The organism is Agarivorans sp. Toyoura001 (assembly GCF_005405585.1).
Classification (GTDB): Bacteria; Pseudomonadota; Gammaproteobacteria; order Enterobacterales; family Celerinatantimonadaceae; genus Agarivorans.
Genome location: NZ_BJEQ01000005.1, coordinates 242419 through 255450, shown reverse-complemented (window position 1 = coordinate 255450; position 13032 = coordinate 242419). Strand labels below are relative to the sequence as shown.

The 13032-nt window shown below is 43.1% G+C and carries 12 protein-coding genes; 10 read left to right on the top strand and 2 right to left on the bottom strand.

Features of this window, described 5'->3' with window-relative positions; genetic code table 11:
* Positions 1 to 188: 188 nt before the first annotated feature.
* From FFR00_RS09175 to FFR00_RS09165, 3 genes are read left to right on the top strand one after another with little or no spacing between them, the layout of a single operon-like run.
* Entirely contained in the window at positions 189 to 2246 is a 2058-nt protein-coding gene (locus FFR00_RS09175; RefSeq protein WP_235836192.1) for a TonB-dependent siderophore receptor, read from the top strand.
* An 8-nt stretch (positions 2247 to 2254) separates the two neighbouring features.
* Complete coding sequence (locus tag FFR00_RS09170) at positions 2255 to 2797, top strand: YfiR family protein (RefSeq protein ID WP_235836191.1); 543 nt, start codon at positions 2255 to 2257, stop codon at positions 2795 to 2797.
* Positions 2794 to 4836, top strand: coding sequence for a bifunctional diguanylate cyclase/phosphodiesterase (locus FFR00_RS09165; protein ID WP_137673088.1), 2043 nt, complete (start codon positions 2794 to 2796; stop codon positions 4834 to 4836). The genes FFR00_RS09170 and FFR00_RS09165 overlap by 4 nt, the downstream gene beginning before the upstream one ends.
* A 19-nt stretch (positions 4837 to 4855) precedes the next feature.
* Here FFR00_RS09165 and FFR00_RS09160 read toward each other — a convergent pair whose 3' ends face one another.
* Entirely contained in the window at positions 4856 to 6157 is a 1302-nt protein-coding gene (locus FFR00_RS09160) for an inosine/guanosine kinase (protein WP_137673087.1), read from the bottom strand.
* A 164-nt stretch (positions 6158 to 6321) separates the two neighbouring features.
* Entirely contained in the window at positions 6322 to 6984 is a 663-nt protein-coding gene (locus FFR00_RS09155; protein WP_137673086.1) for a tRNA (adenine(22)-N(1))-methyltransferase TrmK, read from the bottom strand.
* 314 nt (positions 6985 to 7298) lie between these two features.
* On the opposite strand from FFR00_RS09155, the gene FFR00_RS09150 reads away from it, so the two are divergent.
* The 7 genes from FFR00_RS09150 to FFR00_RS09120 all read left to right on the top strand — a co-directional run bounded on the left by FFR00_RS09150 (position 7299) and on the right by FFR00_RS09120 (position 13032).
* Positions 7299 to 8357, top strand: a complete 1059-nt coding sequence (locus tag FFR00_RS09150) for a porin (RefSeq protein ID WP_137673085.1) — start codon at positions 7299 to 7301, stop codon at positions 8355 to 8357.
* A gap of 106 nt (positions 8358 to 8463) precedes the next feature.
* Entirely contained in the window at positions 8464 to 8736 is a 273-nt protein-coding gene (locus FFR00_RS09145) for a hypothetical protein (RefSeq protein WP_137673084.1), read from the top strand.
* Positions 8737 to 9104: 368 nt separating this feature from the next.
* Positions 9105 to 9356, top strand: coding sequence for a DUF4212 domain-containing protein (locus FFR00_RS09140; RefSeq protein ID WP_137673083.1), 252 nt, complete (start codon positions 9105 to 9107; stop codon positions 9354 to 9356).
* Positions 9357 to 11093, top strand: coding sequence for a sodium:solute symporter family protein (locus FFR00_RS09135; protein ID WP_137673082.1), 1737 nt, complete (start codon positions 9357 to 9359; stop codon positions 11091 to 11093). It abuts the gene before it with no gap.
* A 145-nt stretch (positions 11094 to 11238) separates the two neighbouring features.
* Entirely contained in the window at positions 11239 to 11679 is a 441-nt protein-coding gene (locus FFR00_RS09130) for a hypothetical protein (protein WP_137673081.1), read from the top strand.
* A gap of 79 nt (positions 11680 to 11758) precedes the next feature.
* Entirely contained in the window at positions 11759 to 12646 is an 888-nt protein-coding gene (locus FFR00_RS09125) for a LysR family transcriptional regulator (protein ID WP_137673080.1), read from the top strand.
* Between the two features lie 140 nt (positions 12647 to 12786).
* Positions 12787 to 13032, top strand: coding sequence for a hypothetical protein (locus FFR00_RS09120; protein WP_137673079.1), 246 nt, complete (start codon positions 12787 to 12789; stop codon positions 13030 to 13032).

Sequence of the window (13032 nt, the reverse complement as noted above, 5' to 3'; positions counted from 1 at the left end):
TTATTTTAGCAATTTTAAATCTCCGCCAACATTATTAGTTTGTGGTTTTCCTTGATCTATTTCTTTGAGATAAATACTATCAATTTTTGCTGAATAAATGCTCATGGCCTTAGCCATTTCATACCCTTGTTACCTTGAGCATTTTTGTTTCAGATACTAAGGATAGTTTTAAAGACCAAGGAGTTGTCTTGTTGAAGCCTTCAACTAGTGCTTGTTTTTTGTTGTTTTGCGCAAGCAGTCTGGTCGCAGAAGAAAATAATCCTCTGTCGAGCTTAGAATTAGAATCGCTAATGGCCACTGACGTGCAAGCTACGTCGGCGATGAAGCGTGCCCAATCTGCGTTTACCACAGCCGCCTCTTTATATGTATTAAGCAAAGAGGACATTAAAGCATCTGGTGCGGTTACCGTTGCGGAATCTTTAAAGCTGGTTCCTGGTTTAGAAGTGAGACAGCTTGATAATAATCAGTGGGCTATAACAGCAAGAAGTGTGGCCGGCCGTTATACCAGCAAACTGTTAGTGATGGTAGACGGACAAAGTGTATATAACCCTGCTTTTGCCGGCGTCTACTGGGAAACCTTAGATGTGCCTTTATACGATATTGAACGTATTGAGGTGATCCGCGGACAAGGTGGCTTGTTATGGGGCAGCAATGCCACAAATGGGGTGATTAACATCATCACTAAAAGCAGCCTGGATACCCGAGATACATTGGTACAGGTGAGCAGCGGTGACCAGCTTAACTACGATGTGGGTCTGCGTCATGGCGGCGATTTGGGTAATAACGGCAGTTATCGTGTATATGGTAGCGTACGTGATTCCGATGCGTCGAAACATGGCACTAAAGCAGAACCTAACGATGATGCTAAGCAAAAAAGCATCGGCTTTCGTTTAGATTTTGCGCCGAATGATGATTTGTCTATTCTTACTCAGCTGAACTATACCCATACCGACATGGGTCAGAATTTAAAAGCTTTATCAGTAGAAACTAATCAAAACACACTTCATCAAGACAGGTTTCAGCGCCAAGATGGGCGGGTAATGGCAAGAGCGGAACACCGCATGTCGAACTCCTCTAATCAAATGTTACAAGCTTCGTGGGCAATTCAAGATGGCGAGCAACTTTATTTAGATGAACGCTTTCAGTCATTAGACATCGATTATCAAATGAATACTTTATTTGGTCGTACTCAGTTTGATTGGGGGCTAAATTACCGTAATAGTGACCTACCTTTCGAAGAAAATGCGTTAATTAGCAGCGACGCAGACCTATCGCGTTTGCAACATTATGGCGCATTTGTTCAAGCTCAGTTTCCGCTTGTTCCGGAAACCTTAAATTTAATTGTGGGTAACAAGTCTGAGCACAATAGTTTTACTGGCTGGGAACACCAGCCAGTGGCACGATTGCTATGGCAACCAAGTAATAACCATGTAGTTTGGGGAGCCGTATCGCAAGGGGTGCGCATTCCTTCGTTGGCCGAGTATGATTACGACTCGGCGCTCAACGGCACGCGCGTAGGGGAGTTTATACAAACCGGTATCGATGCTATTGATCAGTATCACTTGCGAACGGTTTTAAATGGTAACCAACAAGTCGAGCCCGAAAAGTCCCTGTCTTATGAATTAGGCTACCGTTTTAGCCAGTCTAACTGGTCTTTAGATGTGGCGCTGTTTCATACCCAATCTAAAGATGTATTTGCAGTACAGCCTAATACGTCTCCTGAAGGCGTTGATGAAATTTTTGCGTTGTTAGCGGCCGGCAAATACCAAGAAGCGCAGCAAGCGCTTACTGAAACGGTCGTAGAGTTTGATGTTGTATCTAATGCAGAACTCAATGTGAAAGGCGGCGAGGCCTTAATTGCTTGGCAGCCTAACCCTCGATTTACCAGTGAGTTGGGCTATAGCCAAATGTCGTATCGCTATAATTTACAGCCAGATACCCAGCCGGCCATTGGTTACGATTCTGATTCAAAGCAATTGTTTGCTAAAGCAGGTTGGCAGGTATTTAAACAACATTCTTTATTTGCGCTATTCCGTTCAATCAACAGCGATGCCTATAGAGTGGATGACTATGATGTTTTAGATCTTAGTTGGAATTGGCAGTTCAAACCCAGCACCCAATTATCTCTTAGCGGTAAAAATCTGTTAGCTGGTAGCCATGTTGAGTATAACAATACCTCGGAAACATTTACTGTCCCAAACTATATTGAGCCCAGTGTAGTGATTCGTTTAATGGCTGAGTTTTAGGTTGTTTAATGCGATTAATTAAGCGCTTTTGCAAATCAATGGGTGTGCTATTACTGCTACACGTAGCAGCAGTAAACGCAGAACTCAATGATAAAGAAGCGGCGCTAAAAGCTGGCTTTTTGTTTAACTTTGCGCGTTATAGCGAGTGGCAAGTACCGGCGACTCCGGTGGGGTATTTTAAGTTATGTAGCCCCGATAGTGACTTTTTGGATACTGCGAGTTGGGTATTACACCAGCAAACTATTCATGGTTTAGACATTAAAGTCGCCCTTGTAGAGCTAGACTCATTAAGTATCAACCAATGTAACTTATTGTTTGTTACTCATCGTTATCGTGAGCAATGGTTCAACACCGATAAAAGTTTGCTGCTACATACTATGCTAGTGGGCGAAACCCCCGATTTTATTAAGCTTGGCGGTCATATACGATTTTTCTTAGCATCTGGGAAAATTCGCTTTGAGGTTGCTCCAGAGTCGTTGAAAAAGGCTGACATTGTTATGAGCTCCAAGGTATTAAGGCTGAGTAGAATTGTTAAAGGGGGCGAGCAATGAAATCCTTTTTTAGCATGAATACCATGAGCAAAAAATTGCTACTGATATTAATGAGCATGGCTATTTTTTCCAGTGCGATGGTGGCGGGTGTATTTAGTGCTTACGAAGTTGTCAGTGCCAAGCGCGATCAAACCGAAAGTCTGCAGAATATGGCTGACATTTTGTCACCCAATATAACCGCTGCCTTGTTGTTTGATGATCAAGAAGCGATGCAAGAGCTGGTTGAGTCTTTGTTGTTACGTGAAGACGTAATGAAAGCAGAAATAAGAAATACCGAACTAAAGGTACTCGCTAGCATTCAAAGTATGACTAAGCATCATGAGTTTGGTGAAGAACCTAATGAGATTATTGAAATCATCAGTTTATTGATACTCGATGAGCAAGTGTATGGGCAGCTGATTGTTTGGGCTAACGATAGCTATATTGACCAGCGAATTGGCTTTTATAGCCAGTTTTTGGTCGTACTTTTATTGTTTACCTTTGGTTTGAGCCTGTTTTTGTCACTGTTTCTGCAACGCGGTTTTTTACGTCCTTTATTACACCTTTCCCTGGTGGCAGAACGAGTAACGCGTAGCAGCGATTATAGCTTGCGCGCTCAACAATCTAGTGCCGATGAAGTGGCTGATCTCACCGAGTGCTTTAACAGCATGTTAGAAACCATTGAGTTACGTGAACGGATGTTAGAGAAGCAAGTGAGCGTGCGAACGCAAGAGCTTGAGAATGCCAATGAACAATTGTTGCAATACGCCTACACCGATGGGTTAACGGGTTTACCTAACCGTCATTATTTCTACGAAAAAATCCAAGAGTTAGTTAAGCAAAATAGTCACTTTGGTTTGATATTCATTGATTTAGACGGCTTCAAAGAGATTAACGATACCTTAGGCCACGATTATGGCGACATTTTGCTTAGCCAAGCTGGTCAGCGGATCCTTAGATGTGTACGAGAGCAAGATACGGTCGCGCGCTTGGGGGGCGATGAGTTCACCATTGTTATTGAAGGGGTGAGTGAACAACAACCATTGGCCAACATTGCAGAAACCGTGCTGCAAGGTTTAGCTAAGCGCTTCACGATTAAACAGGAAGATGCCTATGTTAGTGGTAGTATCGGCATCGCTTTTCATCCTCTAGATGGCACTAACGTAGAAGAGTTAGTGAAACATGCCGACCAAGCGATGTATGTTTCAAAGGACCGTGGGCGTAATTGTTATCAGTTTTTCTCATCTGCTATGCAGGTAGAAGCTCAACAAAAACGGCGCTTGGTTGAAGAGTTGCGTACCGCTTTGGTTGAGCAGCAATTTGAGTTGTATTTCCAACCCATTACCGCCCTTGAGTTCTCGGCAGAAACAAGCGCGGTGACTAAGGCTGAAGTACTCGTGCGCTGGAATCACCCACAACGTGGTTTAGTTTATCCAGGCGAGTTTATTGAGGCAGCGGAACAAGCCGGGCTAATCAGAGAGCTTAGCCAGTGGGTCATGCATCAAACCGTAGAAACGGTGGCTGAGTGGTATCGACAAGGGGAGTGCAATATTCAAGTGGCGGTTAATACCTCTCCCTCGCAGTTTAATGATGGCGGTAAATGGATTGATGATTGGTTGCATGCCATCGCAATGCATCAACTTCCAGCTCATAGCATTATGATTGAAATCACTGAAGACGTGTTAATGACTACCGATGCATCGATTAAAGATCAACTCGCGCGCTTACATCAACGGGGTATTGATGTTGCGATTGATGATTTTGGTGTGGGGTATTCATCGTTAGCGTACTTGCAACAACTCGATATCGATTTACTTAAAATTGATCGTTCGTTTATTCAGCACTTAACGACCGACAAAGATAGCGTGGCTTTAGTTAAAGCGATTGTAACGATGGCTCATCATTTGGGGTTGAAAGTTGTTGCAGAAGGGGTGGAAACTGAGCAGCAACGCCAACAGGTATTAAGCGTTGCTTGTGATTATGTGCAGGGTTACTTAGTCTCTAAGCCAATACCTAAAGACTTGTTTAGTCAGCGCTATTTGTTCCAAACTACCGAATAGCTTTGTTAATTAAATTCACTTAACGCTCCCAGTAAGCCTCTTCTAGGCTTTCTTCTCGCTCTGGCAGACCACGTGATAAACGTGGACTGTGCTGGGCGAGTACTTCATAACTTACGCGGTTAGCGTATTTACAAATTTGTGCAAATGATGAATAGCTAAGTGCATCGAAGCGATGTTTGCTAGATTGCTCAACATTGCTACGGTGGAACACATTGGCTGCCATGTCGTGCAATAGTGCAGACAATGCGCCATCGCCCGCACCGTTGGTATTGGTGATTTTTTCAGGCCCACCCATAAATGGTGCAATATGCGAGTACACCTTAACTGCTTGTTTACAGTCTTGTTTTAGCATGGGGCGAGAAAACTCATATTGATTAAATTCTGGTATCGCTCCTGGCAATAGCGTGTGGCTTGTTACGCGTTTATGGCTTTCATCGGTGTAACCTGCCATAAACAGCCCCCGAGAACCGGCAGTACAAAGGATTAAATCGCACCATTCAAGTGCGGCTTCACAAGCTAGCAATACATCACTATGTCCGGTTAGGGCTTCCGCCTCTTCTTCGTTCATTGCTAGCACAGTAACGTGCTCCGCGACAAACTGTTGCCACCACTTTGGGTCGTCTTCAATTAAAAAGCGAGTACCTAATGTGAGAACAACAGGGACCTCTGCTTGCTTGGCGTAGTCAATCGCCTGCATGGCGGCTTGAGTAATAGGGTCATTACCCGCTCGCATCAAATAGGCGGTAAGCGCTAATGCTGCGCCAGATTTAACTAAGCTTTCATCAATGTATTCTGGGCTTAGTTTGTCCATATGCCCTTTAGAAATGGCAAAGGTACGCTCGCCGCACTCGGTAATTAATGTAAAACAGCGGCCAACAGGTCCGTCTACGGATTGCAGGTGGTTTAAATCAACTCGAGAAGAGGTATTACAAAGATAGCGGTAGGCATAGTCACCTACAGTAATGTTTTGGCTCATCACGCCAAACATGACAGAACGGCCGTCAGCAAGGGTAGAATAATTGTGTAAAGTATTGCCAATAGTGCCGCCAGCAAATTCTGCTGCGATCAGTTGCTTGTCTTGCAGCTCTTGATACAAGGATTGAGCGGCTTGGTCGTCAATCAGTAACGAATTTCCTTTTACCAGTTTATGGCGCTGAATAAAGGCGTCATCTACGTGTGCCTCTATATCCACCAAGGTTTGGTCAATGCCAGTAATATGGGTGAGTTTTGGGCGTAAAACCGGGTTTAGCTCGTTCGTTAGTGGATCGCGAGACTCAACCGGGAAATAGTGCTTTGACTTACGTTGACCAGGAAATTTCATGTAAAAGATCGCTTGTTTTTATTTAGTCATATTTTAGCAGTGTAGTTGGCTCACTACTCAAGGGCGGCGATTCTAGCACACCCAATACAAAATGTTGCTTATTGTTTTATATGGAGATTTAAATATTTTATTTATTGAATATAAGTGATTGATTCGGCCTCTCACTACCATTCGTTGAGTAGAGTTTGGTAGGCCAGTAATGCGGGGTGAGCATGGCTAACACTTATACGTTGGTAGTGAGCGATGGTTTTTTCTAAATACTGCTGATGTTCAGGGTTATTGGTCTGCCACATTTGGCTGCCGGTTAGGCTTATTGTTTGTGACACTTCAGTGCTAAAATGAAGAACTTCGTAATAGCGTTTGTTTTCAAGTACTAGATGTTCGCTAACTAATCCCAGTTTTTGTTGGCGCAAAAACTCACGAAGTTCGTACTGGTGATGTACTGGGCATAAAATCAACTCAAAGCGTTTACCGACATTTTGGGCAAATAACTTTTTCAAAATACTGATACACAACTCTCCACCAACGCCGGCGATAATTACTAGTTGCTTAGCGGTATCTTTAAGTGAAACCTCAGCAGAATCCATACAATAGACCTGCCACGAACTGGTGTTGGAGTTAGCCGAGTAGGGCAGGTGCTTTGCCAGTTTTATCTCAAGTTGTTGAGTGATCTTGGGGACGCAATCTACAAAGTGAACACGCTCGGCCGCCTTGCGCTGAACTAAGTGTGCGCCAAGCATTCCATGGTCGCAGCAGCAGTCCCAAATATCTTGATAAGAGTGTGTTATCAGTTGGTCGATACAGGCTAAACGGTGGCTGAGTTTCACAAAATACTCCTTAGTAAGGTTATGAATAGTAGTTATTTATTCAGTGGTGGCAAGAAACTTTGCCAGCTTGAATAGAAGTAAATAGCAAGAAAGAACACATACACGCTAAAAAACACTGATTCTTTGTTGATTATTAACAAACTTCACTAAGTTACTCATAAGCCTATCAATGTCAGCATTATCTTCTTACAACAGCCAGTTTGTTCATTTAAAGATTCGTTACTACGCTAAATTTTGGGGTGTTTAACTGTTAGCACAATTTCCCACCTCATTTGTGAAGAGTTTATGAAGAAAGCTCAAACCAAGGAGTGAACATGAATAAGTTAATTGCAGGGCTCGTACTTAGTGCGATGGCAAGTAGCGTCTCAGCCGCTACTATTTATGAAAATGGTAAAACAAACGTCAGCATAGGTGGCTATCTAGGTATAGAAGCCTTTTATCAGGCGGGATACGGAGATGGGGCTAATAAAGACAGCTCGTTTGAACTACAAAATAAGACCTCACGGATCCGGTTTGCCTTTGAGCATGAAATGGTCATGAACTGGATAGCGGGTGCTCAGCTAGAGTGGGGGTTTAACCCTACAGAAGGCTCTAGTGCTAGTGACCCTCTGTTTAGTAATCGTTTAGGTAACATCTACTTTAATAACGATGGCTTTGGAGAATTGCGGGTTGGTAAGCAATGGTCTGCTTATTACGACATTGCAGTATGGACCGATCAATTCTGGAAGTTTGGTGGTGATGCCTCTGGCACCTATGACGGTCGTAACGGTGGCGATGAATCTGGTATGGGTCGTGCCGACGAAGCGATTGTTTATCGCAAGTCATTTGGTGGTTTTGGTATAGCCGCTCAATATCAATTTGAAAAAGATGATAGTGCTCGGGATTATGGCTATCAAATTAGCGGTAAGTATGATTTTGATTTTGGCTTGTCCTTTGGTGCTGCGTACGCGGCGAATGGATATGACAACACTAAAACAGGTTACGTAGGTGCTGCTGATCAAGATAAAGCCAAATCTTGGTTAGCGGGTGCGGTGTACGAAGACGATATGTTTTATGTGGCCGGTTCCTACGGTGAGTATGAAAACCTGAGTCGGAAGTTTAGTACCTTAGCCGATAAAGCTAATGGTGTAGAGCTAATAGGTTTCTACAAAATCGATGGTGGTCTCTATCACGTATATGCCGGTTATAACGGTTTAGAGGATAAAACCAGTGGTAGCCAAGGCGAGTTAAGTTACGCCGCGGCGGGTGTGGGTTGGAAGCCAGGCCAAGTATTGCTAGCACTAGAGTACAAATTCGGTTTAGAAAATAAAGACGCAGCAGGCGCTGACAAAAAGCAAGATGAAATGTCGATTCAAGCGCGTTACTACTTCTAGCTAAACGTTAAGGCGCTAGGTCAGCTAGCGCCGCTTTTTAATCTGGGTCAACACGCTTCATTTGTAAAAGCTGATACAATTGCTTCTTTTTAGTTAGAGATTGAAAATGAAGTGGTTAACGGTGTCTTTTCTGGTGATTATTGCTTTGGTTAACTTTGGCCCTAGAATAAGCGCTATGTTTTTTTCTAAACCTAATACCACGGTGTTGTTTCACAGCGGGTGTTTTCTTTACGGTGAATTACGGATTAACCCCGTTAACCTTTCTTACTTTATCGTGCTAGATGATGGCCAAGAGCTGTCTTTTGCTGATGATAGTTATGCGGAAATTTCTTCTGAAGATAACCCTATCGATATCTCTGATGTAGATTTTTGCGTATAGTTTGATTACAAAATATTTACATTTGTAAGCCTGAGTCCTCAGGCTTTATTCTTCTTCTCCAATGATTTTTCACCCACATAGCTGAAGTGGTTTGGTGTTCAGCTTATCCCTCAAAATAATTCCACTTATTTTTATAGCCTAGATCTCAGTTTTTGCCTATATCACTTGGGTTTAGACTAAAGATTAATACCTAGCCTGTTAATCGTTTGTTAACTTTTACTTCGATAGGCTTGAATTGAGTTTATATGTGTATCTATCTGAGTAGCTGCAGATAAAAACTCAATGATTTGTTCGGCCGTTAACATTTTGGTTACATTCTTAATACCATAACACTGCAGTATCCTTTGCGATCTGCTTGGAGAAATATCATGGAAGAACAGACTACATATTGGCAAGAAAACTTGCGTCTAATATTTACCTGTCTCGTCATATGGTTCGTGGTTTCATTTGGTTTTGGTTTGCTATTAGTAGAGCCGCTAAATGAAATTCGATTAGGTGGTTACAAGTTAGGTTTCTGGTTTGCACAACAGGGCTCAATTTACACCTTCGTAGCTTTAATATTTTGGTATACCGTCAAAATGAACAAGCTCGATAAAAAATACCATGTTGAGGAGTCTTAGATGGACGAGTTAAAACTCTATACATACATCGCTGTATTCGGTTCGTTTGGTTTGTATTTTGCTATTGCTTGGTGGGCACGTGCGTCTTCTACTAGTGACTTTTATGTGGCTGGTGGGGGGGTTACACCTATTCAAAACGGTATGGCAATTGGTGCTGACTGGATGAGTGCAGCTTCGTTCATCTCTATGGCGGGATTAATTGCCTTCCTTGGATATGGTGGTTCTGTTTTTCTAATGGGCTGGACAGGTGGCTACGTTCTATTGGCCATGTTACTCGCCCCGTATATGCGCAAACACGGTAAGTTTACCGTCCCTGAGTTTATTTCCGACAGATATTACTCAAAAGGTGCGCGTATAGTTGCGGTGCTGTGTTTAATCATTGCATCTCTTACTTATATTATTGGCCAAATGAAAGGTGTAGGTGTTGCCTTCTCTCGCTTCTTAGAAGTTGAGTACGACATGGGCCTATACATAGGTATGTTTGTTGTTTGGGTTTACGCAGTACTAGGCGGCATGAAAGGAATTACCTATACCCAAATTGCCCAATATTGTGTACTTATCTTTGCTTACACAATTCCTGCTGTGTTTATTTCATTGCAACTTACCGGTAACCCGATCCCTCAAATTGGCTTGGGTAGTACCTTGGCCGATGGCAGTGGTGTATATCTGCTAGACAAGCTGGATATGGTAGTTACCGATTTAGGCTTTAAGGAATACACCACCGATAACTTGGGTGGCACACTTAATATGTTTGCTTACACCATGTCGTTGATGATTGGTACTGCAGGCTTACCTCACGTAATTATGCGCTTCTTCACTGTTCCTACGGTACAAGCTGCGCGTTCTTCAGCGGGTTATGCCTTAGTATTTATTGCCTTGCTGTACACCGTTGCTCCTGCGGTAGGTGCTATGGCTCGTTTTAACTTAATGAATACTATTGTTCCAAGTGCCGGTGATAACCTGGTTTACAACGAGCGTCCTCAGTGGTTTAAAGATTGGGAAAAAACTGGCCTACTTCAATACGAAGATAAAAACGGCGATGGCAAGATCCAATATGTTGCGGATAAAGAAACCAATGAAATGGTGAAAGTAGACCGAGACATTATGGTATTGGCTAACCCAGCTATTGCTAACCTACCTAACTGGGTAATTGCCTTGGTGGCTGCTGGTGGCTTAGCCGCAGCATTGTCTACAGCAGCGGGCTTGTTGTTGGCTATTTCGTCCTCGATATCTCATGATTTGATGAAAGGGGTGCTTACACCTAATCTCTCGGATAAAAATGAACTGTTAGCTGGGCGAATAGTGATGACCTTGGCCATTTTGGTATCCGGTTATCTCGGTTTAAATCCGCCTGGCTTTGCCGCAGGTACTGTAGCCTTGGCCTTTGGTCTTGCTGCATCCTCTATCTTCCCGGCATTGATGATGGGTATTTTTGCTAAGAAAATGAGTGGCACTGCGGCTGTAGCTGGTATGTGTTCAGGTATCGGTGTAACTATGCTGTATGTATTCCAGCATAAGGGCATTATGTTTATCCCTGGCACGTCATTCTTGGGTGATATGGGACCAAACTGGTTCTTAGGTATTTCTCCAAACGCCTTTGGTGTAGTGGGTGCCTTAGTGAACTTCGCTGTTGCCTTTGCTGTATGTAAAGTAACAGGGCCAGCGCCTCAGCATATTCAAGACATGGTAGATAACTTCCGCGTTCCGCATGGTGCGGGAGCTGCTCACGACCATTAATTTTGAATGAATCTAATCCCTAGTAAGCAAAAGGCTCCCTAGTGGGGGCCTTTTTTTGTAATAGTATTTGCAAAAGTTGTTACTATTCAAAGCGCTGCCTATTAGGTAAAGAGAACTAAATAATCGAATACAGGAAGTAGTAAGGATGAATAGACATACCAAGTTGGCTTTATTAGTAATGCCTTTTTTGGCGGTTGGTGGTTACATTGCATCCGACATTTACTTAGAGCATGACGCAGACAAAGACCGAATTTACCAACTGAGTACTTTTGGACATTGCGACATTATTAATCAAAAATGTATTCTCGAATCTGGTGAGTTTCAGTTAAACATTAGCGATGAAATGGGCACCACCATTGTAAATTCCACTTTCCCGCTCGACAGTGCCACGTTGTTTTTAGTGGACAGTTCTAACGAAGCTACTGCTTATCCGCTAGGCATGAGCGACAGTCCTTATTATTGGCAAAGTGAGACTCAACTACGACGTTTTATCCCAAACCAAGGGGATAGTTACAAGCTTAGGGTGATAGCAAATATTAAAGGCGGTAAATATATTAGTGAGTTTTATAGTCAAACGGTACGTTAATCTCCACGCTGTGGGTAGGAAACCATGGTGGTCAGTGCTACAGTTTAACTAATAAAATCAATACCCTGATAGGTACCGCATGCACATTACTCCTGAACGTTTGATTTATTTGGTCACAGTTGCAGAAACACGTTCGTTTTCAGCTGCGGCGCGAAAACTTGGAGTGAGCCCGTCGGCAGTAAGCCAAGTTATTCAAAATATGGAGTTAGATTTAGGCGTTCGCTTGTTTAATCGTGTGTCAGGGCAAGCACCTACTTTGTCGGATGTGGGGAAAAGCTTGTATGTACAAGCTTTAGAAATTTTACCGCGTTTACGCGCGATGGAGCAAAAAGCACAGTCTTACTTAGATGGTGTGGAAGACAAGCTTACTATCGGAGTATCGGGCTATAGCTTTTTCCCGATTTACAGCGAAAAAATTAAAAGCTTAATGGCGAAGTTTCCCCAACTAACCCTAAATATTATCGATGTCGATGAGTTTGACTCAAGTAATTTTGGTATTGATACCGCAGCCGACATTCTGATTACTCCTGCAGAATTAATTCCTCGCAGAGGAGTTGAGAGTATCCTCATAGGCCGAATTAAATGGCTGTGCGTATGTGCGCCTAATCACCCCTTAGCCCAGGTTAAACATGCTTTATCGGTGCAAGATTTGTTGTCACATATTCAGATAACGCCTGCAGTTTCAAACTTTATTAGTGACGAGATGGCCGAGTCTGTGCGCTTAAGCTCGCAAGTGGTGAACTGTTCTAGAATGTATCAATTCAAGCAGTTGCTTTTAAGTGGTGTTGGTTTTGGCTTGTTTCCAGAGCCTTTGGCGAAAGAGTTACTTGAAAGTAATCAACTGGTGGAATTAGAACGTGATTTCATTATTGATGACTTTGAATGGCCGATAGAAGTGGTGTGGAGCCAAGCAATTGGCCCTGCAGGCGAGTGGTTTATTGAACAGCTAACCCGCATTGATGAGTAAAGCTGTTATAATTGTTACCGGTCGGCGATGGTAAATCACTGGCTAGATCATTAATTGTTTAAATTGTTGTGATTAATCCGAGATGATCAAATACACTTAGTAATTATGTCTTTTACCCCTTGTTTGTATAGGAATGAGTAGTGAGCTCTAATCAAAAATGCCCATCTTGTGGCGGCCATAAACCAGCACTCATGGCATGTCGCGATTGCGGCTTTACATATACGGTAACTAGCCGTCCGCCTGCCGCTGCAAAACCAGTCACTCCCGTCGCTAAATCTGTACCGCGCAGTGAGTACCGCGCAGTAATGGAAGAAGGTGGTCCTAAATCGCAGGTAGTGATTAAAACCAAAAAACGTCGTACTTACACTATCCCTAGTGAAGAGTGA